The sequence below is a fragment of the Streptomyces sp. NBC_00425 genome (assembly GCF_036030735.1).
Classification (GTDB): domain Bacteria; phylum Actinomycetota; class Actinomycetes; order Streptomycetales; family Streptomycetaceae; genus Streptomyces.
Genome location: NZ_CP107928.1, coordinates 909,925 through 933,580, shown reverse-complemented (window position 1 = coordinate 933,580; position 23,656 = coordinate 909,925). Strand labels below are relative to the sequence as shown.

21 protein-coding genes are annotated in these 23,656 nt (G+C 71.1%); 10 read left to right on the top strand and 11 right to left on the bottom strand.

All coding sequences use genetic code 11. The annotated features are described in order from the left end of the window. Positions 1-73 precede the first annotated feature (73 nt). A complete protein-coding gene (locus OHS82_RS04055; RefSeq protein WP_328433289.1) occupies positions 74-787 on the top strand; it encodes a hypothetical protein in 714 nt (237 codons plus the stop codon). Between the two features lie 91 nt (positions 788-878). On the opposite strand, the gene OHS82_RS04050 is transcribed toward OHS82_RS04055, so the two are convergent. Next, the gene (locus OHS82_RS04050; protein WP_057582010.1) at positions 879-1,232 is read right to left on the bottom strand and encodes a VOC family protein; all 354 of its coding nucleotides are present in this window, start codon (positions 1,230-1,232) and stop codon (positions 879-881) included. Between the two features lie 139 nt (positions 1,233-1,371). Between OHS82_RS04050 and OHS82_RS04045 the strand changes: the two genes are divergently transcribed. Next, a complete protein-coding gene (locus tag OHS82_RS04045; RefSeq protein ID WP_328433288.1) occupies positions 1,372-2,562 on the top strand; it encodes a PP2C family protein-serine/threonine phosphatase in 1,191 nt (396 codons plus the stop codon). 75 nt (positions 2,563-2,637) lie between these two features. On the opposite strand, the gene OHS82_RS04040 is transcribed toward OHS82_RS04045, so the two are convergent. Then, positions 2,638-2,793 (bottom strand): DUF6131 family protein, encoded by a 156-nt coding sequence (locus tag OHS82_RS04040; RefSeq protein WP_173985739.1) that lies wholly within the window; start codon positions 2,791-2,793, stop codon positions 2,638-2,640. 393 nt (positions 2,794-3,186) lie between these two features. Between OHS82_RS04040 and OHS82_RS04035 the strand changes: the two genes are divergently transcribed. Both OHS82_RS04035 and OHS82_RS04030 read left to right on the top strand, forming a co-directional pair. Beyond that, complete coding sequence (locus OHS82_RS04035; protein WP_057582009.1) at positions 3,187-3,483, top strand: hypothetical protein; 297 nt, start codon at positions 3,187-3,189, stop codon at positions 3,481-3,483. 187 nt (positions 3,484-3,670) lie between these two features. Next, positions 3,671-4,306: an RraA family protein gene (locus OHS82_RS04030; protein ID WP_057582008.1), complete on the top strand. Its 636-nt coding sequence runs from the start codon at positions 3,671-3,673 to the stop codon at positions 4,304-4,306. 100 nt (positions 4,307-4,406) lie between these two features. Here OHS82_RS04030 and OHS82_RS04025 read toward each other — a convergent pair whose 3' ends face one another. Then, on the bottom strand, positions 4,407-4,841 hold the full coding sequence (locus OHS82_RS04025; RefSeq protein WP_057582007.1) for a VOC family protein: 435 nt from the start codon (positions 4,839-4,841) through the stop codon (positions 4,407-4,409). 143 nt (positions 4,842-4,984) lie between these two features. Between OHS82_RS04025 and OHS82_RS04020 the strand changes: the two genes are divergently transcribed. Then, positions 4,985-6,262 carry an MFS transporter gene (locus OHS82_RS04020; RefSeq protein ID WP_057582006.1) on the top strand — a complete coding sequence of 426 codons (1,278 nt, stop codon included), beginning with the start codon at positions 4,985-4,987 and terminating at the stop codon, positions 6,260-6,262. A 170-nt stretch (positions 6,263-6,432) separates the two neighbouring features. Here OHS82_RS04020 and OHS82_RS04015 read toward each other — a convergent pair whose 3' ends face one another. Both OHS82_RS04015 and OHS82_RS04010 read right to left on the bottom strand, forming a co-directional pair. Beyond that, positions 6,433-7,011, bottom strand: coding sequence for a GNAT family N-acetyltransferase (locus tag OHS82_RS04015; protein WP_057582064.1), 579 nt, complete (start codon positions 7,009-7,011; stop codon positions 6,433-6,435). A 36-nt stretch (positions 7,012-7,047) separates the two neighbouring features. Beyond that, positions 7,048-8,022 (bottom strand): GNAT family N-acetyltransferase, encoded by a 975-nt coding sequence (locus OHS82_RS04010; RefSeq protein WP_057582005.1) that lies wholly within the window; start codon positions 8,020-8,022, stop codon positions 7,048-7,050. Positions 8,023-8,148: 126 nt separating this feature from the next. Between OHS82_RS04010 and OHS82_RS04005 the strand changes: the two genes are divergently transcribed. Beyond that, positions 8,149-8,460, top strand: a complete 312-nt coding sequence (locus tag OHS82_RS04005; RefSeq protein WP_057582004.1) for an NIPSNAP family protein — start codon at positions 8,149-8,151, stop codon at positions 8,458-8,460. 68 nt (positions 8,461-8,528) lie between these two features. Here the strand turns inward: OHS82_RS04005 and rph are convergent, their stop codons facing one another. Beyond that, the gene (rph, locus tag OHS82_RS04000) at positions 8,529-11,132 is read right to left on the bottom strand and encodes a rifamycin-inactivating phosphotransferase (RefSeq protein WP_328433287.1); all 2,604 of its coding nucleotides are present in this window, start codon (positions 11,130-11,132) and stop codon (positions 8,529-8,531) included. A 476-nt stretch (positions 11,133-11,608) separates the two neighbouring features. Here rph and OHS82_RS03995 point away from each other — a divergent pair, with 476 nt between their 5' ends. Then, positions 11,609-13,447, top strand: coding sequence for a glycoside hydrolase family 15 protein (locus OHS82_RS03995; protein ID WP_328433286.1), 1,839 nt, complete (start codon positions 11,609-11,611; stop codon positions 13,445-13,447). A 140-nt stretch (positions 13,448-13,587) separates the two neighbouring features. Here the strand turns inward: OHS82_RS03995 and OHS82_RS03990 are convergent, their stop codons facing one another. The 5 genes from OHS82_RS03990 to OHS82_RS03970 form a co-directional block, all read right to left on the bottom strand. Continuing rightward, a complete protein-coding gene (locus OHS82_RS03990; RefSeq protein ID WP_328433285.1) occupies positions 13,588-14,631 on the bottom strand; it encodes a cytochrome d ubiquinol oxidase subunit II in 1,044 nt (347 codons plus the stop codon). After that, positions 14,628-16,121, bottom strand: coding sequence for a cytochrome ubiquinol oxidase subunit I (locus OHS82_RS03985; RefSeq protein WP_328433284.1), 1,494 nt, complete (start codon positions 16,119-16,121; stop codon positions 14,628-14,630). The genes OHS82_RS03990 and OHS82_RS03985 overlap by 4 nt, the downstream gene beginning before the upstream one ends. 50 nt (positions 16,122-16,171) lie before the next feature. After that, on the bottom strand, positions 16,172-17,011 hold the full coding sequence (locus OHS82_RS03980) for an SDR family oxidoreductase (RefSeq protein ID WP_242433311.1): 840 nt from the start codon (positions 17,009-17,011) through the stop codon (positions 16,172-16,174). A 263-nt stretch (positions 17,012-17,274) separates the two neighbouring features. After that, entirely contained in the window at positions 17,275-17,574 is a 300-nt protein-coding gene (locus OHS82_RS03975) for an SHOCT domain-containing protein (RefSeq protein ID WP_057582061.1), read from the bottom strand. A gap of 75 nt (positions 17,575-17,649) precedes the next feature. Continuing rightward, on the bottom strand, positions 17,650-18,114 hold the full coding sequence (locus OHS82_RS03970) for a DUF6325 family protein (protein WP_242433310.1): 465 nt from the start codon (positions 18,112-18,114) through the stop codon (positions 17,650-17,652). Between the two features lie 314 nt (positions 18,115-18,428). Here OHS82_RS03970 and OHS82_RS03965 point away from each other — a divergent pair, with 314 nt between their 5' ends. The 3 genes from OHS82_RS03965 (at position 18,429) to OHS82_RS03955 (ending at position 23,115) form a co-directional block, all read left to right on the top strand. Then, on the top strand, positions 18,429-19,274 hold the full coding sequence (locus tag OHS82_RS03965; RefSeq protein WP_328433283.1) for an MIP/aquaporin family protein: 846 nt from the start codon (positions 18,429-18,431) through the stop codon (positions 19,272-19,274). 24 nt (positions 19,275-19,298) lie between these two features. Continuing rightward, on the top strand, positions 19,299-20,816 hold the full coding sequence (glpK, locus tag OHS82_RS03960) for a glycerol kinase GlpK (RefSeq protein ID WP_057581999.1): 1,518 nt from the start codon (positions 19,299-19,301) through the stop codon (positions 20,814-20,816). Positions 20,817-21,156: 340 nt separating this feature from the next. After that, positions 21,157-23,115 carry a calcium-binding protein gene (locus OHS82_RS03955; RefSeq protein ID WP_328433282.1) on the top strand — a complete coding sequence of 653 codons (1,959 nt, stop codon included), beginning with the start codon at positions 21,157-21,159 and terminating at the stop codon, positions 23,113-23,115. Positions 23,116-23,656: the final 541 nt, after the last annotated feature.

Below are 23,656 nucleotides of genomic sequence, written 5' to 3'. Positions count from 1 at the left end.
TCCGTCCGCCTTCGTGTCACCATCTACCCAGTGCGCCCCGTGCGATGGGGGCGGGGGGCGAGGAGCCACGCTCGTGGACGCGTTCGTGCAGGGCATTCCACAGCCCGAAGACCTGTGGAAGTTCGCGGTCAACGGTGTGTTCGGACCGGGCGTCGCCGTCACCGCCTATCTGTTGTACGTCCTGGTGACGGCGTGGCTGGGCACCATCAGGTCGACCGTGGCACTGGCCCGCCGGCTGGGCGGGGTGGCCCGGGACGCCCAGGTCCGACTGGTGGAGATGTCCGCGACGCAGATCACCGCGGCCGTGGGACTGTCGCTGCTGCTCCTGCTGGTGGTGTGCGGCTGGCTGGTCGGCGTCCTGGTGATCGGAAACCTGATCGCCTTCGCCTATCAGAAGTCCGGGCACTCGTTCCTCGAGCTCCAGACGCGGGACGCCGCGTCACTCGTGGAATGGCTGCAGTGGAACGCCTTCACCGAGGGTTACCTGATCGCGGCGCTGGCCGTGCTGCTGATCGCCGTCGTCCGGCGGGAGAGTACGAACCTGCGCTTCCTCGCCTTCGTGATCGGTGTGCCGACGATGCCGTGGGGTCTGTCCCTCGCCGTCCTGACGGTGTTCGAGATCATTCTGGGCTGCTTCGCGTGGCTGGGGACGGGGGACTACTCGGTCGGAGTCGGTTTCACCTGGCATGTGGTCTTCGCGGGCATCGTGGCCGCGTACCTCGGTGCGTGCGTCGTCGCCCTGCGCGCGGCCGGGAGCCTGGGCCGCCTGTGGCTCTCCCGGACGTAGACCGCTCATGTCCGGGGCGACCGCGCCCCGTCGCCCCGGCTGCCGTCGGCCTTCAGGGCCTCCACCCGCCTCGGCCGGCCTCGCGGCCCGGTCAGGCGGGCTGCCACAGCTCGACCCGGTTGCCCTCGGGATCGACCACCCAGCCGAACCGGCCGACGCCCTCCATGTCCTGCGTCTCCTCGGCCGCCTCCGCTCCCAGGGCGCGCAGCTGCGCGAGCATCGCGTCGAGGTCGCGAACCCGGAAGTTGAGCATGGTCTGCTGGGTGCGGGACCCGAAGTAGTCGGTCCCGGACTCGAACGTCGCGAACACCGTCGGACCGCTCTCCTGACGCCACAGGCCGTGGTCGTCGGCGTCCAGACCCAGGCATTCGCGGTACCACGCGATCAGGGTCGCGGGGTCGGCGGCCCGCAGGAAATATCCACCGATTCCAAGCACACGTTCCATGCCCGCATCCTGCCAGGACCTGGGGGACGGAGGCCGCCGCACCGGCCTGACCCGCCGTCTTGACCAGGCGGAAACGCACCCATCAGGTGACGTTGCGGAGATCCGGGGAAGAAGATGCGGCAGCCGACGGGAGGTTGCTGTGAAGGGTGGAGATCTTGAACTGGGCGAATTGCTGACCGCTGCGGAGGCGGCGCCGCCCGGTGAGTCAGTCGACGTCGTGGCGCACGACCTGCAGAAGCGGTTCGGCGCGCAACGTGTGTCGTTCCTGTTCGTCGACCTCGTAGGGCAGCGGCTGGTGCGCCTCGTCGCGGCCGGCGGCGACGTCGAGGACGACGACGAGCCGATCGACCTGCAGGGCAGCGTGTACGACAGTGTTCTGCGCAGCCAACGCCAGCATGTGGAACCCGACGGGCAGGACGGACGACGTGTGATCACGCCCGTCACCAACCGCGGCGACTGCATCGGCGTCCTGGAGGTGACCTTGCAGACCGTCGACGACACCGTGCTGCAGCAGGTCCGCGACGCGGCACACGCGCTGGCCTACATCATCGTCACGGACCGCCGCTTCACGGATCTCTACCACCTGGGCCGGCGCACCACCGAGACGAGCCTGGCCGCGGAGATCCAGCACCAGCTGCTTCCGTCCGCCGCCTGCTGCGAGGCGGCCCAGTTCACTCTCGCCGCCGGGCTCGTCCCGGCCGACGACATCGGTGGCGACACCTACGACTACACCCTCGACCGCGACACCCTGCACCTGTCCATCACGGACGCCATGGGCCACGACACGAACTCGGCTCTGCTGGCCACGTTGCTGGTCGGTGCGCTGCGACGGGCCCGCCGCAGCGGCTGCGACGCGCTGAAACAGGCCAACCACGCGCACCAGGCCCTGCTGACCCACAGCCGCGGTCTGGCCACCGGACAGCTGCTCTGCGTCGCACTGGACACCGGTGTGTGCGAGCTGGTCAACGCCGGCCATCCCCGGCCGCTGCGGCTGCGCGACGGAATCGTCGAGGAGGTCAGACTCGACGTCAACCTGCCGTTCGGGGTGGTGGCGCCCACCTCGTACCGCGTACAGGAGCTGCACCTGCGTCCCGGAGACCGCCTGGTCCTGCTCACCGACGGTATGCAGGAGCGCGGCGCCGCGGCGGCCGACCTGGCCGCGATCGTTCACGAGACCCGCGAGCTGCACCCACGGGAGGCCGTCCGGAGCCTGACCTCCGCGGTGCTCGAGGCGTGCCACGGAAAACTCAGGGACGACGCCACGGTGCTGATACTGGACTGGCACGGCGACCGGCCAGGACCGGCGGAGGAGAGACCCGGCCCGCGGTGATGCCGCAGCAGGCCTCTCCTCGTGTGCGGTGGACCGAGGGAGCGACGTGACACGGCGGGTCCCCGAGGTCCCCGGTCACCAGTAATGACGCCGTCCGGCGACGGCGTGTCCCATCGCGCCGAGAACCCACAGCACCGCTCCCACGGCGACCAGGATGACTCCGATGGTCCACAGGAACGCGATGCCGGCGACGAGGCCGATGACGAGCAGAATGACACCCAGGATGATCATGGCTTCCCCCTTGGGGAGCGGTTGGCTGCCACGCCATGGGCGGCGGGGCTTCTGACGGTGACGAACGGGGCTTCCGACGGGTGACCGAGGGGAGGAGGGGGGTGCCGGCTCCGAGTACCCGGTTTCTCCGCGACGCGAACGGGATCGGCACCGTCGAAATGACCGGGGACTCGGCTCTTCGCCGAGGCCGGCCGACGGGCGTCGGGTGAGGGACCCTGTGCCTGGCGGACCGGACGTCTCGTGCGGACCGGCCGTCGCGGACCGGCCGTCCCCCGCCTGCGCCGGCCGCTCCTCGTAGCCTGTCCGGCCCAGCCCACGGGCGGGCGGTCCGACCGGCTGGTCAACTGGGCAGAGGACTCCGCACCTCGTCACCTCATCGCAAGGGAAGTCAGCATGGCCATCGTCGTGATTCTCGAAATGCCGGGGATGACCCAGGCCCAGTACGAGCAGAGCGCGGACAAGGTGGCAGGTCGCCCCGGTCCGGTGAAGAGCCCCGCCGACTGGCCCGTGGCCGGTCTCATCTCGCACACGTCCGCGCCCATGGACGGCGGCTGGCTCGTCGTCGACGTCTGGGAGTCGGAGGAGGCGTTCCGCGAGTTCGGCAAGACGCTCCTCCCGATCCTGCAGGAACTCGGTCTCCCGGACGTGCGTCCGCGGACCTACCCGGTGTTCAACGTCGTCACCCGGTAGCCGGTCCACCGCACCGGGGTCCGGGGCGGCGACGCACCCACCGTGACGGCCGCTCGGCGACCGAAGCCTCGGCACAGGCCTGAAGAGAGATCTCCCGGGTCCCCCGTCCGCGCGGACGGGGCACCCCTCGTGTAGAAACGAACAGGCCCGGGACAGCGCGGGCCGGTCCATCACGAGGGGGAGACAGATGGCAGGCACGACCGAAGCGGCCGCCGCGTTCGCGGAGATACCGACCACGACCCTTGCGGACGTCCTCGGCCGGGCGCAGGTCATGGGCATGGGCATCCGCCCGCTGTGGTCGCCGGTGCCCCGCGTGGCCGGGCCGGCGTTCACCGTGCGTTGCCCTCCCGGCGACAACCTCATGCTCCACGCGGCCATCCACCGTGCGCACCAGGGCGCCGTCATCGTCGTCGAGTCGGGCGACCTCGACTACGCGCTGGCCGGCGGCAACGTGTGCGCCGTCGCGCAGCGCCGGGGCGTGGCGGCCTTCGTCGCCGACGGGCTCATCCGCGATCTGACCGAGGTCAGGGAGATGGGCTTCCCCGTGTTCGCCCGCGGGGTGATCCCCTTCCCCGGAAGCAAGAAGGCGGTCGAGCCGCTCAACGCCCCGGTGCGCTGCGGGGGAGTCGTGGTGCACCCCGGTGACATCGTCGTCGCCGACGAGGAAGGCATCGTGATCGTCCCCTCCGCCCGCACGCAGGACGCGCTGACCGCGGCCACGGCCAAGCTCGCCAAGGAGGCCGACGAGACCCTCGACACATGGGAGGGGGCCCACCGCGCCCGTATCGACGAGATCCTGCGCGCCGAGGGCTTCGAGGGCTGACGCCCTGGCGCCCCGATCACGAGCCGGGCGCAGGGTGGCTTCCTCGGCACGATGTCGTCCACAGCTCCGCGCTCCGCCGTCCCGCAGGACGCTCAGACGCTCAGTCGAGACAGAACTCGTTGCCCTCGACGTCCTGCATGTGGAGGCATGACTCGTTGTCCTCGTCGGCGGGCAGGAGTCGTACGCGTACCCCGCCGAGCGCGACCAGTCGTGCGCATTCGGCCTCCAGCCTGGCCACGCGCTCCTCACCCACGAGTCCGGTGCCGACGCGCACGTCGAGATGCACCCGGTTCTTCACGACCTTGCCTTCGGGAACACGCTGGAAGTACAGCCGCGGTCCCACACCCGAGGGGTCCTTGCACACGGACCACGCGCCCCGGTCCTCGGGCGGCAGTGAGCGGTTGAAGTCGTCCCACGTGCCGAACTCCTTCGGCGGCGGGGGCAGGACGTACCCCAGGACCTCGCACCAGAAGCGGGCGACGCGCTCGGGATCCGCGCAGTCGAAGGTGACCTGGAACTCCTTGACCGATGCCATCGCCCCACCGTAGCAGCGGGCCTCTCCGTAGCAGGGGCCCCAACTGCCCTCTGGCGGACGCTCGTCGGCCAATCCCCGGCGGGACTTCGCCGTGGCGCACGGACGGGACTAGGGTGCTCGCTGCGCCTGATGCAGGGGAGATCATGGAGTCCGCCGAGAAGTCGCCGACGACCGTCGGCACGCCGTGGGGGATCGCGCCGTTCCGGCGGTTCCTTGCGGCCCACCTCATCTCGGTGACGGGCTCCGCGATGGCGCCCCTGGCACTGGCCTACTCCGTCATCGAGCAGGGCGGGGGAGCGGGTTCCCTCGGCCTCGTGCTCGCCACGAACACCGTCCCCATGATCGTGTTCCTGCTGGCCGGGGGCGTCTTCGCGGACCGCGTGTCCCGGAGCCGGCTGCTGTTCCTCGGCAATCTGCTGGCCGCCGGCGCCCAGGGAGCGCTGGCCGTCTCGGTCGCCACGGGACACGCGACGACGGCTTCCATCGCGGCGTGCGGCTTCGTGTCGGGCACCGCGGCGTCGTTCACCGGGCCAGCCGCGCAGGGCGCCGTCGCGCAGATCGTTCCCGCCGAACATCTGCAACAGGCCAACGCGTTGCTCAGACTGCCGACCAACGCGGTCAAGGTGCTGGCTCCGGTCGTCGGCGGGTTCGTCGTCGCCGCGAGCGGCGCGGCATGGGCCCTGGCCTGGGACGCGTTCTCGTTCGCCGCTGCGGCCGTCCTGCTCCTCGGCCTGCGCCTGGAGGCTCCGCTCACCGCATCCGGCGGCGTGATGGCGGATCTGCGGGCCGGCTGGACGAGTTTCTGGTCGCGTACCTGGTTGTGGACCTACACGGCCGCCGGCACCGTCCTCGTCGCGGCGTGGCTGGCCGGTTTCCAGCTTCTCGGTCCACTCGTCGCCGCGTCGCAGTACGCAGGTGCCCGCGACTGGGGCCTGGTCCAGGCGGCCTTCGCCTCCGGACTGCTGGCGGGAACGGTCGTATGCCTGCGCTGGAAGCCGTACCGACTGCTCATGGTCGCGATCGCCGCCGGCGGTGCCCTCGTGCTCCCCTTGGCGGCCATGGCCCGGGGGCTGCCGTTGCCGCTCGTGCTGGTGGCTGCCCTGCTGGCCGGGGTCGGACTCGACGTCGCCGTCGTCGCGTGGACCACCGCCTTCCAGCAGCATGTGCCTCAGGCGGAACAGGGCCGGATGATCGCGTTCAACGGGATCGGGGAGCGCCTGGCCATCCCCGCCGGCTACCTCGTCACCGCCCTCGCGGCCCACTCCTGGGACGGTCGGACGGTGCTGCTGGCATGCGCCGCGATGATCGCCGCCGCGACCGTGCTCAACCTCTGTGTCCCGGCCGTTCACCGCGTCAACCGCGTGACTCCCGTCGATCCGCCGAGGACGACGCACGACCGTCGCGAGGTGGAGCAGACGTAACGGCCCCGGCGGCGGCGTCGGTCCGGCGGCGGCGCCCTCCGCGGGACCTGCGGCTCCGGGCCCAAAGTGCCGGATCGCCCCGGTGCCCGCGTACCGGAGGGCCACTCGTGGAAGGGGCGGCCCCCCGTGCCCCGTCGGGATGGAGCACGCCCCGGGTTCTTCGCGCAGCCTCACTCCCGAGCCGGCGTCGGCGTCCTGAACGCACCGAGGCGAACGACGGCGAGGGTCTGCTCCACGTCGTACGCCTCGAAGGTGCCCACGCGCTGGAATCCGAGACGGGCGGCGAGCCGCAGGGAACGCGCGTTGGCGGTCTGCGTCACGATCAGGACCGGCTGGTCGGGCAGTTCGCCGGCCGCGGCCCGCAACGCCGCCGTGGCCGCCTCGAAAGCCAGTCCCGCGCCCCAACTGCCGCGCCGGAGCAGGTAGCTCAGCTCCAGCTCCGCGCCTTCCTCGGTGACGTGCCCGGGAAGGTCGGGGGAGCGGCGGTCGAGCACGAGCGTCCCGACGCAGCGGTCGGACTCCCTGTCGGCGACGACGTAGGTGCCGGGCCTGGCGGCGACGGCGCCGGTCCCGTTCTCGTGGAAGTACTGCTCGACGGCGCTCCGGGGCCGCGGACCGCCGAGGTGGGCACGGACCTGCGGATCGGTCTGCAGCTCGATGAGGCCGTCGATGTCGGCGTCATGCGCTGTGCGCAGCCTGAGGCGGTCCGTGCCGATCTCCGTGGCGGACAGTGTGGGCAACGGGTTCATGCCGGCCATTCTCCGGGCTTCCCCCGCCGGGCGGACTCACTCCGGCGGCACCGCCGGGACGTGCGAGGCGTCGACTTCGTCTCCGTCGCTCCCGGCGGCGAGCTCCTTGCTGTAGACCGTGGAACTGCGCCGGACCGTCATGCCGATCCGTTCGTACAGCGACAGCGCTCCGGTGTCCGAATGCGTCCACAGCGTGCAGGTCCGCTTGCCGTGGGTGTGGAAGGTGCGGAACGCCTCCCGCAGGAGCATGCGCGCGATTCCCCGGTTGCGGTGGTCGTGCCGTACCGCGACCCGCTCGACGTACCCCTCGTCCGTGCCCGGGCCGTTCAACGACAGCACCGCGCCGACCATCTGGTCGCCCGCGAAGGCGATCGGCGACGCCGCCGGTTCGAACGTCGCCCGTTCTACGGTGTGCCGGGCCCACTCCTCGTAGGACTGCCGCCGCTGCTGCCACTCGTCGAACGCGTCCTCGGCGAGCTGGTGCACCGCCGGGCCGGCGCCGGGCCGAAACGGCCGGACCACGATCCCCTCGGGCGGCTCGGGCACGTCCGGTTCGTCGGCCATCGCGAACTCCAGGAGCCACTCCGTGACGAGTGGGGAGTACCCGCGGGACCGCAGCAGCCCGGCAGCCGCCCGGTCACTGTCCGAGACGGTCTGGGCAAGCCGATCGCCGCCCTTCTGCCGGGCCCGTGCCTCGGCCCAGGCGAGCAGCGACCGGCCGAGCCCGCGCCCTCGGTGCCCGGGGTGGACGTCGACCGTGGACCGTCGCCCCCGCACCCACGCCCAGCCGGCCAACTGTCCGGCGTGGTCGTGGACGAGGACCGTGTCGCACGCGGGGTCCAGACCCGGCTGACCGAGGTCGGCGGCGATGCTGTCGGCGTCGGTCGTGGCACGGTCGTGCAGCTGGTGTTCGCACGCGGCGACCAAGCGGTGGATCTCCTGGACGTCGGCGACGGCGGCCGGGCGACTCCGGTAGCCGATCGGCGAGCGGAGGAGGGGAGAGTCGGGCATACGGCGAACCCTGCGTGGTCCGCGGCTCTCTGTCGACCCGATATTTCCCCGCAGGCGCCACGCGGGGTGTCTCGGAGCCGTGATCCGGTGTTCCGGCCGCGGCGGCCCCCGCTGCATCATGGGGACATGATCACTGTTCACCTGACCTACGAGATCGACGCCGACAAGCTGGAGGACTTCGAGGAATACGGCCGCCGCTGGGTCGGGCTGGTCAACCGCTTCGGCGGGACCCACCACGGTTACTTCCTGCCCAGTGAGGGCGACAGCGACATCGCCTACGCACTCTTCTCGTTTCCCGGCCTCGCCGCGTACGAGCAGTACCGCACGGACAGCATGACCGATCCGGAATGCCAGGAGGCCTTCGAACTGGCTCGCCGCACGCGCTGCATCCGGCGGTACCAACGCCGCTTCCTCCGCCCGCTCGACGCGGTGTCCTAGGCCGTCGACGGCGCGTCCCCAGGGGTCCCGCGGCCGCCGGTCGCGGGACCCCTGGCACGTGACATCGGTCAGGACAGGATCTCGACGTATCCGTCGGTCGCGTGCACACGGATCAGCTGCCCGTCGCGGATCAGCCGAGTGGCCTGCTCCACGCCCACGACGGCCGGCAGGCCGTACTCCCGGGCGATCACCGCGCCGTGCGTCATCAGTCCGCCCACCTCCGTCACGAGGCCCGTGATCCCGACGAACAGCGGCGACCAGCTGGGATCGGTGTAGGCGGTGACCAGGATGTCGCCCGGTTCGAGATCGGCCTGCGCCATGTCGAGGATGACGCGGGCCCTTCCCTCGACGATCCCGTCCGAGACCGGCAGGCCGGCCAGGGCGCCGGCCGGCACGTCGTCACGTCGGTACGCCCCGGTGAGGGCCTCACCGTCCGAGGTGAGGACCCGGGGCGGCGTCAGCGCGAGGTACGACCGGAACGCGTCCTTGCGCTGCTGGATGAGCCGGCCGTCCACCTGGTTCGAGCGCGCGACCTCGTGGAACTCCTGGAACGTGAGGTAGAAGACGTCCTCCGCCGCGGCGAGCACACCCGCCCGGACAAGGCGTTCGGCCTCCCTCGACAGGGCCTGCTTGTAGAGGAAGTAGCGGCTGATGATGCCGTACTTGGGGTACTCCCGGTACCCGATGAAGGCTCGGACCTGGTCGATCATCCGCTGCGTCTCGTCGGCCTTGCGGTCACCGTCCGGCAGGGCCCGCAAACGTGCCAGCACCTCCGCCGCCTTCTTCCGCGCCTTCTGCCGGCCCTCTTCGAAGCGCCGCTCGGCGGCGCCGGGTTCGATGTTCCTGACGTTGTCGAGGATCACGGGCACGAGCGTGCCGGGCCGCTCGCGCCAACGCGGTCGCGTGATGTCGATCTCCCCGACGCAGCGCATGCCGTACCGGTCGAGGTACGCCTCGATGGCGTCGCGCGCCTCGGCCCCGCCCGCGACCTCGGCCAGCTCGTCGAGGAAGTCGTCGTCCTGGACGCCCTGCAGGAACGCCACCACGTCCGGATGCGGGCGGACGACGTCCGCGACGTCGAGCAGCGCCAGTCCCATCTCCGACGTCACGTTGTCGGGGGCGGACAGGGTGAGCGTGTCGGCCGCGTTCTTCTCGCCCAGCCACTCCTGCAGCCTGTCGTTGAGCCACCACGTGCCCTCCATCGCCACCATGATCGCCCGGATGTTCAGGGGATCGCTGAGGACGCGCTTGTGTTCCTCGAAGGCCTCCGCCAGGAAGTCGAACAGCGCCGGTCCGCTCTTCGTGCGGATGTCGCGCTCCAGGGCGGCGACGGACGCCTCGCTGCGGGCGATCAGCTCCGCGACGACGGCCGGATCGGTCTCGGTCGGGTCGAACTCACCGCCGACCGGCGGTCCGCCGGGTGCCGCGTCCGGGAGCGTCGGCACGAAGTCGTCGCGCTCGAGGACGGTCTCCAGCGCGTCCCTGGTCAGCGGATCGCCCCTCCCGATGACGTCCAGGAGACCGGCGCGGCTGGCGGGGGCGGCCAGACGCGGGGTGACGTCGACGAACAGCCGCCCGCCCGCCTCGTGCATCGGCACCATGGCCGTCAGCCGCCACATGGACAGCCCCAGGGGTTTCATGGCGTCGGTCATCATCTGCCCATGACCGACGGAGACGTAGACGTGGTTCTCCCGGTCGCCGGTCTCCCGGACGGGGATGGGGAACAGCGTCGTGATCGGCCGGCTCTGGACGATCCGGAAGTCACCGTCGACCAGGCACCATTCGATGTCCTGCGGGCGGCCGAAGTGCGCTTCGATCCGCCGCCCGATCCCTGCGAGCCGCACCGCCTGCGCATCCGTCAGCGCCGGCTGCTCCCGCTGCTGCGACTCGATCGCCACCTCCCGCGTGCCACCGGCCGGGAGCGCGTGCAGGGCCCGGTGCTTGACGGCGATCGTCCTGGCGACGACCTCGCCGTCCCGCACCCTGAAGACGTCCGGGTTCACCAGGCCGGAGACCAGCGCCTCGCCGAGGCCGAAGCCGGCGTCCACGGTGGCGACCTTCCGGTTGCCGGTGACGGGGTCGGCCGTGAACAGGATGCCGGACGACTGGGGGAAGACCATCTGCTGCACGACCACCGCCATGTGGACCGTGCGGTGGTCGACGCCGTTCCGCCGGCGGTACACCACGGCGCGCTCGGTGAACAGCGAGGCCCAGCACCGGCTGACGTGCCGCAGGACCGCAGCCGGACCCACGACGTTCAGATACGTGTCCTGCTGGCCGGCGAAGGACGCCGTCGGAAGGTCCTCCGCGGTAGCGCTGGAACGAACGGCGCAGGCGGTGTGCTCGCCCAGCTCTGCGAGCGCACCGACGATCGCACCCGCCAACTCGTCCGGGACGACGATTCCTTCGATGGTTCGCCGGATCTGCGCACTCAGCGCGCGGATCGCCTCCCCGTCCTCCGGCTCCAGACGCGACAGCTGATCGAGCCGATCGTCCAGCGACGGCGCCTCCGCCATGATCCGCCGGAAGGCATCCGTCGTCACGCAGAAGCCGGCCGGCACACGGATACCCTCGATCCGCGACAGCCCGCCGAGGTTCGCGCCCTTGCCCCCGACGGCAGGGATGTGCGTCTCGTCGACGTGGTGCAGATCCCGCACGTACGGCCCGTTCATCGCCGCGCCTCCGAAGCAGTCGTGTTCCGTCGCACTGCACCGGCCGACCGGATCATCGGCGCGGACGCCTTCTCCGGCCACGCCGCTCCCACCGCCGGTCCGACGTCATCGCGTCCCCTGTACGTCGACAACACACGCACTCGTGCCCTCATTTCCGCAGGTTGTGGCCTTGGCCGACGATTTTGCGGCATCACGGGGGCCTTGCCGCAAGCCCCCCGGTGCGCTATACGTTGAGTAGGGAAGGAGCGCAGGCTCCTTCCCCTTGTCTTTGGCCGACGTCGTCCGGTGTCCCGGTCGGGCGTCGAGCCGGCCTCCCGCTCGCGGCGCACCCAGGCGGCGCCGAGGCGGTGGACACGCGGCGTCACCGCATGGGGGAGCGCAGGACCGGCCGACGGCCCGCGCGCCGAATCCAGGGGCTCGGCTTAGTCTGTTGCAAGGGGGCGATCGGGTGAATCGCGCACCGAGAGGCGCCCCTGATGGACGACTACCCACTGATCGAGAACCACGGCCTCATCGGTGACCTGCAGACCGCGGCGCTGGTCACGACCGACGGCAGCATCGACTGGTTCTGCGTGCCGAGATTCGACTCGCCCAGCGTGTTCGGCGCGCTGCTGGACAAGGACAAGGGCGGACGCTGCACGATCCGGCCGCAGCGCCAGGCCTACGCGACCAAGCAGCTGTACCTCCCCGACACGGCGATCCTGGTCACCAGGTTCATGACCGAGGCGGGCGCCGGCGAGGTGATCGACTTCATGCCGGTGACGGGCACGTCGGTCACGGAGAGCCACCGAATCGCGCGGATGGTGCGCTGCGTGCGCGGCAGGATGACGTTCGACGTCGAGGTCGAGCCGCGGTTCGACTACGGACGCAAGAGCCACCGGCTGCATCTCAGCGAGCACGGGGCGGTGTTCGCCTCCGAGGACGGCGCGGAGCTCACCGTGCACCCCGTCCGTGAGCCGGACGACGAGCGGCTGCTCGACCTGCTCGTCGACCGGCGGGACTCCCTGCACTTCACCCTCACTCTGGAGGCCGGCCAGGAGCGTGGACTGGTCCTGGAGCGGTCGGCGGGCGGCCCGCCGAGGGAGATGCGCCTCGACGAGTACAACCGGCTCTTCGACGCGACGGTCGCGTTCTGGCGGACCTGGCTGCGTCAGTCGCGCTACACGGGCCGCTGGCGCGAGACCGTGGAGCGTTCCGCGATCACGCTGAAACTGATGACTTTCGCGCCGACGGGCGCGGTGGTGGCCGCACCGACGGCCGCGCTTCCGGAGCAACTGGGGGGCGAGCGTAACTGGGACTACCGGTTCACCTGGATCCGCGACGCCTCGTTCTCGGTGTACGCCCTGCTCGGGCTCGGATTCACCGACGAGGCCCGGGCGTTCATCCAGTGGCTCTCCGACCGGGTCGGGGAACGCGCGGGCAGGGACGGCGACACCGGCCCGCTGAACATCATGTACGCCGTGGACGGTTCCTCCGACCTGGCTGAGGTGACGCTCGACCACTGGGCGGGCTATGCGGGTTCCGCGCCGGTGCGCATCGGCAACGGCGCCGCCACGCAACTCCAGCTGGACATCTACGGGGAGGCGCTCGACAGCATCTACTTCGCGCACCGGCACGGTCTGCAGGTGGGGCACCACGGATGGCGGGCGCTGCTCACCGATCTCGACTGGCTGGTCGACCACTGGGACCAGGCGGAGGAAGGACTGTGGGAGACCCGCGGCGGGCGCGAGAACTTCACCTACGGCCGTGTGATGTCCTGGGTGGCCTTCGACCGTGCGCTGCGGCTCGCCGAGTCCAACGGCCGGCCGGCCGACGTCGAACGCTGGCGCGGCGCACGGGACGACTGCTACGAGCAGGTCATGGCCAAGGGGTGGAACGAGGGGCGTCGGGCCTTCGTCCAGCACTACGGCAGTGACGTGCTCGACTCCTCGCTGCTGCGCATGTCGACGGTCGGGTTCATCACCCCCGACGACCCCTTGTGGTCCTCGACCCTCGACGCCGTGGAGGAGGAACTGGTCAGCGACAGCCTGGTCTACCGCTACAACCCCGAAGCCTCACCCGACGGTCTGCGCGGCTCCGAGGGCACGTTCTCGCTGTGCACCTTCATGTACGTCGACGCCCTGGCGCGGGCGGGACGCACCGAGAAGGCGCGGCTCGTGTTCGAGAAGATGATGGGGTACGCGAACCATCTGGGCCTGTACTCGGAGGAGATCGACCCGACGGGCCGTCAACTGGGCAACTTCCCGCAGGCGTTCACCCATCTCGCCCTCATCGACGCGGCCATCACGCTGGACGCCGCGCTCAACCGCACGTAGCTCAACCGCACCTGGCTCATCCGTACCTGGCCCCTGCGCACGCAGCCCGTCCGCCCGCCCGGCCACGGCACTGCGATCCTCGCTCACCGCGTCCCGCCGTGGCTGCGCACGCGCGGCGGCCCGGGTGCCGCTTGCGCGCTTCAGCCCTCGTCGCCGGCGCCGCCGCGGCGCAGGTCGGCGTCGGTGAGGCTCTCCAGCTCGCCACGGGTGTCGAGCCGGTAGAGGAGCGCCACGGCGGGCACGACCAGCACCAAGGCGACGAGGGTGACCAGGCCGAGCCAGCGCAGCGTGGTGTCCGCGCCGGCCCCCTCGGAGACGGTCAGGGTGGTCGGGACGAGGTACGGGCGCTGCGCCATGCCCCAGGCGATGACCGCGGACGCCACCACGACGACCGCCGCGACCCGCGACCAGGCGTCGGTGGCGCCGCGCGCGAGCAGCAGGCCGGTGGCCAGGGTGCCCACGGCCGCCGCCACCACGAAGCCGAGCCCGGCACCGTGCGTCAGCCCGTGCCATACGTGCGGGGCGTCGTCACGGGTGACCGCGAGGGTGCTCACGGCGAGGACGGCGACACAGCCCAGCGCCGCCAGAGCCCGCCGCCGGAAGTATCCGGCCAGGTCGGGCGCGTCGAAGCGGCGGGCGTCCGCGGCGAGGAACACCGCGCCGAGCAGCGCGGTGGTCGCCACGGCCAGCAGACCGAACAGCACCGGCGTGGGATGGGCCCAGGCGTGCGTGGAAGGGTCTGCGTCCGCCGTCACCCGGCCCGACGCGACCCCGCCCGCCGTGACGCCGAGGAAGAACGGCGTCACGAGGGAGGAGACGGCGAACACCGTGCCGTACAGGCGCCGTCCGGCCTGCCGCTGTGCGGGCTTGCGCAGCGCGAACCCGGCGCCGCGCAGCACGATGCCGACGGCCGCCAGCGCCAGCGGCAGCCACATCGACTGGAAGAGGCGCTGGAACAGGACGGGGAAGCCCGTCCACATGATCACGAGGACGAAGACCAGCCACACGTTGTTGACCTCCCACACGGGGGCCATCGCATGGTCGATCAGCCATCGGGGTCGCCTGCCGCGGCGCGCTCCCCCCGCGACGAGGTCCCAGAACCCGGCCCCGTAGTCGGTCCCGCCGGCGCAGGCGTAGGCGGCCACCGCGAGGAGCAGGACGACGGCGACGACGTCCGCGGTCACGGCCGGTCCTCCGCGGGCGGGGAGGCGGCGTCGCCGGTCCCGAGCGGAGCACCGGACGGTACCGCGGGGCGCGGCCCGTACGGGAGGCCCGACTCCGGCGTCTCCCGCCGCGAGTGGGCTCCGCCGCTTCGACGGTCCTCCTCGTCGGCGAGCCGCCAGCGGGTGCGCATTTTCAGCAGGACGACGAGAAAGGACCCGAAGACGAACACGTACACCACGACGACCAGGGCGAACATGGTCCACAGGCCGGGGGAGCCGGTCGACGTGACGGCTTCGGCGACCCGCATGTTCTCGTAGACGATCCACGGCTGGCGCCCCACCTCGGTGGTGATCCAGCCGCTCTCGACCGCGACGACGGAGGCGACGCCCGCCACCGCCGCGCACCGGTAGAACCATGCCGAGACGGGCAGCCGGCGCCGGCGCAGCCAGATCAGGGCGTACCACAGGGCGAGGACGAGGAGCAGGGAGCCGATGCCCACCATGATGTCGAAAGCCCAGTGGGCGATGGTCGCCTGAGTGGCCGTCGGCCGTGCGTCCTCGGGCACGGAGGTCAGTCCGGTGACCCGGGTGTCGGGGCTGAAGCCGGCGAGGACGGAGTCCAGCTGCGGGATCCTGACGCCGCCGGAGACGGCTCCGTCCGGGTGGAGGCGGCCGAAGAGGTACTCCGGTACGTGGGTGTCGGTCTTCCAGACCAACTCCATGGCGGCGAACTTCACCGGCTGTTCGTGGAAGACCTTCCGGGCGATCGAGTCGCCCAGCACGAACTGGACCGGCGTCAGCACCGCGGCGACCGTGAAGGGGACGGCGAAGCCGAGCCGGTGGTACCGGTCCCGGCGGCCGCGCAGCCGTCCGGCGGCGTAGACGCCGGCCACGACGTAGCCGGCCGTCACGAGCATCGCCACCACGAAATGCCAGTACTGCGGGCCGAACATGGGGGTGAAGACCGCCTTCCAGATCTTCACGTCGACCGGGTCTCCCGCGGAGTCGAGGCGGAAGCCGCGCGGTGTGTTCATCCAGGAGTTGGCGGCCAGGATGCCGAAGGCGCCGAGCAGGGCCGCCGCCGGCAGGGGCAGGGCGAGCAGGAAGTGGGTCCGGGCGGGAAGCCGCCGCCAGCCGTAGAGGTAGATCGCGATCAGGACGGCCTCCAGGAAGAAGGCCCAGGCCTCGACGCCGAACCCGATCCCGAAGACGTCGCCCCATCTCCCCATCAGGCCCGGCCACAGGAGACCGAACTCGAAGGAGAGCACGGTGCCGGTGACCACCCCGATCGCGAACTGGACCGCCATCACCGCGGACCACCGGCGGGCGAGCAGCAGCGCCGTCCGGTCCCCGCGGCGCAGGCCGTAACCGTGCAGGACGAGCGTGATCAGCGGCAGCGCCACGCCCAGCGGTACGAGGATGATGTGGGAGGCGAGGGTGAAGGCCATCAGGGACCTCGCCGGGAGCAGTTGCGCGGGGGCGTCCGCCAGTGCCTGCAGCGTGCTGTGCATCGGATTCCGTTCGGAGGCGTCGCGCGCGCGGGGGTGGTGTCGGCCGGGTGTCAGCCGCCGGTGGCGAAGCCGGGGAAGAGGGTCATCCCGCCGTCCACGAAGAGCGTGGTGCCCACCACGTAGTCCATGAGGTCGGAGGCGAGGCCCACGACGGCGTGGGCGATGTCCTCGGGGTCGCCGACGCGGTCGTAGGGGATCAGCCGCAGAAGGTCCTCGCGGGCCTCGGGTGTCTCCCAGGCGCTGCGGTTGATGGGCGTCCTGACGGCTCCCGGGGCGACGGCGTTCACCCGGATCTTCTTCGGCGCGAGTTCCTGGGCGAGGGTCTCCATCATCATCTGCACACCGCCTTTGGAGGCGGCGTAGTTGACGTGCCCGGCCCACGGGATGACCTGGTGCACGGAGCTCATGCAGATGATCTTGCCGGCGGCACGCGACACCTCGGGGACGACTCCGCGGCGCAGGAACTCCTTCGTCGCCTCCCGCGCGCACAGGAACTGCCCGGTCAGGTTGACCTCGAGGACCTTCTGCCACTGGGCGAGCGTCATCTCGGTGAACGCGGCGTCCCGCTGCATCCCGGCGTTGGCGACCAGGATGTCGATCGTGCCGAACTCCTCGACCATCCGGTTCATCATGGCGACGACCTGGTCCTCGTCGGAGACGTCCGCCTGACAGGCCGCCGCCCGCACCCCGAAGGACCTGATCTTCTCCACCACCTTGTCGGCCTCTTCCCGGCCGGCCACGTAGTTCACGACCACGTCGGCCCCGGCCCGGCCCAGTGCGACCGCGGTCGCCAGGCCGATCCCGGAGTTCGCGCCGGTGACCAGGGCCTTCTGGCCCTGGAGCAGGTGGGCGGGGATCACGTCACGGGGCGCACCCTCGGTCGGACTCACGATGACTGTCTCCTCCACTGCGCGGCCGGGTCTCGCGGGGCTCACCTCACGGCCCCGGGGTCAGACATTCACCCAAGCACCGCGGTGGCCCGGGGGCGCGACACGGGGAGCGGTCTTGGGCCGACCGGGGGAGGAGGTTCGCCCACCGGAACGCGGGTGCCCGGGCTCGGTCCGCCCAGTCGTGTCACCAGGCCGCCCGCCCGCAGACCCTTCCCCGTGGCCGTCGACTCGTCCTGGAAGGCGCGCGGAGGCTTTCGACGGGGTCAGCCGAGGAGCTGACGCTTCTGTGCCGCGAACTCCTCCTCGGTGAGGACCCCTTGAGCCTTGAGGTCGGCGAGCTGCCTGAGCTGGTCGATCTTGGCGGTCATGTCGTCGGCGTGCGACTGCGCGGCGGGGGCAGGAGCGGGAGCGGGCGCGGTGGCCCGCTGGTCGACGTCCTGGCGGGCGGCGCTCTCCTGCTCGGCCCACCGGCCCGCCTGGCGCCTCGAGACCCGGTTGGACACGGCCGTGGCCGTGCCCGCGATCACGGCGGTGCGGGCCACACCGCGAAGAAGTCCTGGCATGTCACTCATCTCCCCAGTTCCGTGCTTCGTCGTGAGGACGCGCCGCGGGGGCGCGGGCGGTGTCAGCGGGCGGCCTCAGCGGGCGGTGACGGTTCCGCCGGGAGGACGCACCGCCTCGGTGGCGTCCAGCGACGCCAGCAGGGCGTCCACGGGGATGCGCCCCCCGGCCACCATCTCGGCGCCGCCGCGCCGTAGCGCACGTGCCAGCGGAGCGGCCCAGAGGTTCTCGTACACGATGACGGCCGCGGAGTTCCCGGGCTCCAGCGCGGCGCCGGCCTCGTCCAGGTCGCCCTGGTCGAGCAGACCGGAGGAGGCTCCCTCGAACACCGTCAGTTCGGCCCTGTCGCCGAGCTCCCTGAATTCCACTGCGGCGACCGATCCGTCGGTGCCCTTCTGGATGAAGACGAGGTCGAGGATGCGGATGACGCCGTCCTCGACCAGCTCGACGAGCAGGGGCATGCCCTCGCCCGTCATGCGGCTTCCGGGGAACTCGACGATCAGATAGTCGACGGGCCCCATGTCCGCGACGTCCTGTTGCATGGCCACTCCTCAGCGGTGGATCCGGCCCCGGCCGTGTCCCGCTGCGGTGTCGGTCGCCCGCGCTCGGGTCCGAGGGACGGTGCTCTTCCAGCCATTGCAGCACTCGGTCAGGGGCCCTGCATGTCCGGGACGCCCCGCATGCTCCGGACGCCCAAGATGGCCAGGACGCCGGGGACGCTGGGGGCGCCGCAGCCCTGTTCCTGATTCCGTTCCGAATCGTTTTGTGCGTTTAGTCCATGATCGCCCTATGCTGTTGTGCGGGAGAGCTCGAGCAGTCGACGTGCCGGCTCCTAGCCGGCGGGAAGCGGGCTTCCATGGCTGAGCGATTGAAAATGCACGGATTGGTCGGCGAACTGTCGGCCGAGTTCGTCGGCACCATGATTCTCATCCTCTTCGGCTGTGGCGTGGTGGCCCAGGTGGTCGCCGGCGGAGCGCTCACGACGCCGCCGGGAGGACTCGGAAACCACGACAGCATCGCCTGGGCCTGGGGCCTCGGCGTCACCCTGGGCGTCTACGTCGCGGCGCGACTGAGCGGCGCCCACCTCAATCCCGCGGTGACGGTCGCCCTGGCCACGTTCAAGGGCTTCCCGTGGCGCAAGGTCGCGCCGTACGCGGTGGCACAGACCGCCGGCGCCTTCGTGGCGGCCCTCATCGTGCGGTGGAACTACACCGAGGCACTGGCGAAGGCCGACCCGGGACACACCATCAAGACGCAGGGCGTGTTCTCCACGCTCCCCGCCAACGGCAATCCCAACCTGCCGGTCCACGAGTGGGGCGCGTTCCGCGACCAGATCATCGGCACTGCCATCCTGCTCCTGCTGATCCTCGCCGTCACGGACCTGCTGAACACGCCTCCTGGCGCCAACCTGGCCCCGTTCATCGTCGGTCTGATCGTCGTGGCCATCGGCATGGCGTGGGGCACCAACGCGGGGTACGCGATCAACCCGGCACGTGACTTCGGACCCAGACTGGCCAGCTTCTTCACGGGCTACGGCACAGCATGGCGAGATCAGTACGGGAACCTCTACTTCTGGGTGCCGATCGTCGGCCCCCTGATCGGCGGCCTGCTCGGCGCCGGGATCTACAAGACCTTCGTCGGCCGGTTCCTGCCGACGGCGGAGCCGGAGCCTCCCGGCCGTGTTCCGGCCCCCGAGGAATGACCCCCACAGCAGAGGCGGCAACTCATGGCTGACTTCGTGGGCGCGGTGGACCAAGGCACCACCAGCACCCGTTTCATGATCTTCGACCACTCCGGCAACGAGGTGGCGAAGCACCAGCTGGAGCACGCCCAGATCCTTCCGCGCTCGGGGTGGGTCGAACACGACCCGGTGGAGATCTGGGAGCGCACCAACTCCGTGATCCAGAACGCTCTGCGGCACGGCAACCTCTCACCCGAGGACCTGGCCGCGATCGGCATCACCAACCAGCGTGAGACCACAGTGGTGTGGGACCCGCGCAACGGGCGTCCCTACTACAACGCCATCGTGTGGCAGGACACCCGCACCGACTCCATCGCGGCTGCCCTGGAACGCTCCGGCAAGGGCGACGTCATTCGCCGCAAGGCGGGGCTGCCGCCGGCGACCTACTTCTCCGGCGGCAAGATCCAGTGGATTCTGGAGAACGTCGACGGCGTCCGCGAGGCGGCGGAGGCGGGCCACGCCCTCTTCGGCAACACCGACGCCTGGGTCCTGTGGAACCTCACCGGCGGCCCCGACGGCGGTGTCCACGCGACCGACGTGACCAACGCCAGCCGCACCATGCTGATGGACCTGGAGACCCTCGACTGGGACGACGAGCTGCTGGGCTTCTTCGGCGTCCCCCGCCAGATGCTGCCCACCATCAACCCGTCCTCCCACCGCGAGGCGTACGGGGTGACCCGCACCTCCCGGCCGCTTCGCGCCGCCATCCCCATCGCCGGAGTGCTGGGCGACCAGCAGGCGGCCACCGTGGGACAGGTCTGCTACGCGCCGGGCGAAGCCAAGAACACCTACGGCACGGGCAACTTCCTGGTCCTCAACACCGGTACCGAGCTGGTCCGTTCGCAGCACGGTCTGCTCACGACCGTGGCGTACCAGTTCGGCGACAGCCCGGCGATCTACGCCCTGGAGGGCTCCATCGCCGTCACCGGGTCGGCGGTGCAGTGGCTGCGCGACCAGATGAAGATCATCAAGGACGCGGCGGAGAGCGAGGCGCTGGCTCGCTCCGTCGAGGACAACGGCGGCATGTACTTCGTTCCCGCCTTCTCCGGCCTGTTCGCGCCGTACTGGCGCTCCGACGCACGCGGCGCGATCGTCGGTCTGGCCCGCTACAACGACAACGGCCACCTGGCCCGGGCGACCCTGGAGTCCATCTGCTATCAGAGCCGCGACGTCGTCGAGGCCATGGAGCAGGATTCCGGAGTCCATCTGGACGTGCTGAAGGTGGACGGCGGGGTCACGGCCAACGACCTGTGCATGCAGATCCAGGCCGACGTCCTAGGGGTGCCGGTCAGCCGTCCGGTCGTCGCCGAGACCACCGCGCTCGGCGCGGCCTACGCGGCGGGCCTGGCCACCGGATTCTGGCGCGACACCGACGAGCTGCGCACCCACTGGCAGGAGTCCAAGCGCTGGGAGCCCCAGTGGTCCGAAGACCAGCGCGCGGAAGGGTACGCGGGCTGGAAGAAGGCGGTGGAGCGCACGCTCGACTGGGCCAAGGTCGAGTAGCCCGACGAGAGCAGGCGCCGCCCGTGACAGCGGGCGGCGCCTGCGTGCATGCCCGGCCCCGGGGCACGCGGATCGCCGACGACCGCCCCCTCGCCGCCCGGGCGAAGTCAGCGGTGACTCGGCACACCTCCAGAGGGGAGCGGGGCGGTCCGCGCAGCCGTCCCGGGCGTGCTCACCCGCTCGGATGGATTCGTGCGTCCGGTGAGTGCAACGCCGCTCGTGGTGGCCGTCGCCGAGTGCGGGCGGCGGAAGGCTGTCGCGCATGTTCACACCACATGTACGACAGGCGCGACAGCGACACGGTGTCCGCCGGTCTTTTCCGGTCCGGGCTGGGACGGTCGTGGCGACCGTCCTGGCACTGGTCCTGACTCTTCCCGGCACCGCGGCCGCGGCCCCGGGCGGCCTGGACGTCACCTTCAGCGGTGACGGCAGGGTACTGACCGGCATCGCCGACGACGATCGTGCCGACGACGTGGCGGTACAGCCCGACGGGAAGATCGTCTCCGTCGGCGCCTCCGTCGATGAAGCGTCTGTGGAGAGCCGCTTCGCGCTGACCCGCCACAACCCCGACGGCACCCCGGACACCGGCTTCGGCGGTGACGGCACGGTGACGACCGCCATCAACAACATGGGCCCGAGCCTCCAGTGGAGCGAGGCGCACGCCGTGGCGCTGCAGGCCGACGGCAAGATCGTCGTGGCGGGCAGCAGCTGGCGGGACTACGAGGACTGCTGCTGGTTCGTGGTGGCCCGCTACAACCCGGACGGGACCCTGGACGACTCCTTCAGCGGCGACGGCCGGGTCTTCGCCGACTTCGACGGCCCGACCGAGGCCCTCGACGTGGCCGTCGACCCGGCAGGCAGGATCGTCGCGGCGGGCTATACCGGCGGACACATGGCGGTGCTCCGCCTCACGGGCAACGGCACCCCGGACACCACGTTCGGCGGCGACGGCACGGTGACCGCCAACCCGGCGGGCCCCGTTCCCCAGGAGGGCGGCGACGGCCGAGCCCTGGTGCTGCAGCCCGACGGCAAGATCGTCGTCGGCGGACAGGTCGGCTCGACCAGGTTCGACTTCGCGCTGATGCGCTTCAACGCGGACGGCAGCGTGGACACGGGTTTCGACGGCGACGGCATCGTCCGCACGGACTTCGGCGACTACGAGTCCGTGGAAGGACTCGCGCTCCAGCCCGACGGGAAGATCGTCGCCGCCGGTGCCAGCGGCACCAGGTACGCCCTGGCCCGCTATCTCCCCAACGGAGCCCTGGACACGAGCTTCGGCGGCAACGGCAGGGTGATCACTCCCGGCGGCGGAGCAGCGGACGTCAGGCTGCAGCCGAGCGACGGGCGGATCGTCGTCGCCGGGAGCAACGGACCCGGCGGCGATCTGTCCGTCCTGCGCTACAACCCCGACGGCAGCCAGGACACCGGCTTCGGCGTGGGCGGCCTGGCCACCGCGGACTTCGGCGGCAACGACTCCGCCCATGGGGTAGCCCTGCAGACGGACGGCAAGATCGTCGCCGCCGGCGGGGGCGGACCGGACAACGACTTCGCCCTGGCCCGCTTCGAGGGCGGCGGCTCCCCGCCGCCACCGGCCGGCGTGGACCTGTCGGTGACGAAGTCCGGTCCCACTACGGTCAGCATCGGTGACCGGGCCACCTACACGGTGCGGGTGACCAACAACAGCACCACTGTCTCCGCCACCGGCGTCTCCCTGTCCGACACGCTCAGCGGCGTCGCCGCCTCGGTCGTCTCGGCCACCACCGCTTCAGGCGCCTGCACCACCACCGCCACCACCGCGAACTGCTCCCTCGGCACCCTCGCCCCCGGCGCCGCTGCCACGGTGACGGTCGCCGCCGAGCCACGGGCCACCGGCATCCTCACCGACCGGGCCACGGTCGGCGCCTCCCAGACCGACCCGAGCACCGGCAACAACGCCGCCACGGCGACCACCACGGTCAACAACGCGCGCGGCTGCACCCGCATCGGCACCAGCGGAAACGACACCATCACCGGCACCTTCGGCAACGACGTGATCTGCGCCCTCGGCGGCGACGACACCGTCGACGCGGGCAGCGGCGACGACACCGTCCACGGCGGGTACGGCAATGACCGCCTCGACGGCGGCTTCGGCAACGACACCCTCACCGCAGGCCCCGGCAACGACAACCTCATCGGCAACTCCGGCACCGACAACCTGAACACCGTCGACAACGTGTCCGGCAACGACACCGCCAACGGCGGCCCCCAGACGGACACCTGCACCACGGACCCCGGCGACACACGCCTGAGCTGCCCCTGACCCGCACCACACCCCGCGACACGGGCCCCGCACACCGTGCGGAGCCCGTGCTCTGCCCGGGGCCCACGCTGAAGGCCAGGGATGCCCAGAGCGTGAGCGGAGCCGGTCGGCGGCAGCCGCCGCCGCGGAGCGGTATGTACGGCTCAGCACCTCGCAGATCGACAGACGCCGGTCATGAGTGTGAACACTCATAAGGATTCCAGGGCGGGCGAGCTGTCGAAGATCCCGTTCACTCCCTTGGGATTGCAAGGGAGTGAGCGGGATTGAGGGTGGCGGCGATTTCCTCTCGCCCGATCATCGTTCACATACTTGTCACCCGCAGGCGGTCGCCCTATCCTCCCGGAGGAGAAAGCGCTTTCCCGAAGCCACTGACCGTGTCGGGCGAGCGGCCCGCGGTATCGGCCGTGGGGCACGCCCGCGCGCCGCAATCGATCCGGCGCGGGGCTCAACCCCGGCCGACCGCACCGAGATGCCACCGCGCCGGAACTCAGGGGTGCACTCCGGGCTCGGTCTGCGCTCCGGGCAGTACTCCCAGCCGTAC

Bases quoted from the DNA above. Each gene is read 5' to 3' on its own strand.
- OHS82_RS04050 (WP_057582010.1), bottom strand. From the start codon at position 1,232: ATGGAACGTGTGCTTGGAATCGGTGGATATTTCCTGCGGGCCGCCGAC.
- OHS82_RS04040 (WP_173985739.1), bottom strand. From the start codon at position 2,793: ATGATCATCCTGGGTGTCATTCTGCTCGTCATCGGCCTCGTCGCCGGC.
- OHS82_RS04035 (WP_057582009.1), top strand. From the start codon at position 3,187: ATGGCCATCGTCGTGATTCTCGAAATGCCGGGGATGACCCAGGCCCAG.
- OHS82_RS04030 (WP_057582008.1), top strand. From the start codon at position 3,671: ATGGCAGGCACGACCGAAGCGGCCGCCGCGTTCGCGGAGATACCGACC.
- OHS82_RS04025 (WP_057582007.1), bottom strand. From the start codon at position 4,841: ATGGCATCGGTCAAGGAGTTCCAGGTCACCTTCGACTGCGCGGATCCC.
- OHS82_RS04020 (WP_057582006.1), top strand. From the start codon at position 4,985: ATGGAGTCCGCCGAGAAGTCGCCGACGACCGTCGGCACGCCGTGGGGG.
- OHS82_RS04015 (WP_057582064.1), bottom strand. From the start codon at position 7,011: ATGAACCCGTTGCCCACACTGTCCGCCACGGAGATCGGCACGGACCGC.
- OHS82_RS04010 (WP_057582005.1), bottom strand. From the start codon at position 8,022: ATGCCCGACTCTCCCCTCCTCCGCTCGCCGATCGGCTACCGGAGTCGC.
- OHS82_RS04005 (WP_057582004.1), top strand. From the start codon at position 8,149: ATGATCACTGTTCACCTGACCTACGAGATCGACGCCGACAAGCTGGAG.
- rph (WP_328433287.1), bottom strand. From the start codon at position 11,132: ATGAACGGGCCGTACGTGCGGGATCTGCACCACGTCGACGAGACGCAC.
- OHS82_RS03995 (WP_328433286.1), top strand. From the start codon at position 11,609: ATGGACGACTACCCACTGATCGAGAACCACGGCCTCATCGGTGACCTG.
- OHS82_RS03985 (WP_328433284.1), bottom strand. From the start codon at position 16,121: ATGCACAGCACGCTGCAGGCACTGGCGGACGCCCCCGCGCAACTGCTC.
- OHS82_RS03975 (WP_057582061.1), bottom strand. From the start codon at position 17,574: ATGCCAGGACTTCTTCGCGGTGTGGCCCGCACCGCCGTGATCGCGGGC.
- OHS82_RS03970 (WP_242433310.1), bottom strand. From the start codon at position 18,114: ATGCAACAGGACGTCGCGGACATGGGGCCCGTCGACTATCTGATCGTC.
- OHS82_RS03965 (WP_328433283.1), top strand. From the start codon at position 18,429: ATGGCTGAGCGATTGAAAATGCACGGATTGGTCGGCGAACTGTCGGCC.
- glpK (WP_057581999.1), top strand. From the start codon at position 19,299: ATGGCTGACTTCGTGGGCGCGGTGGACCAAGGCACCACCAGCACCCGT.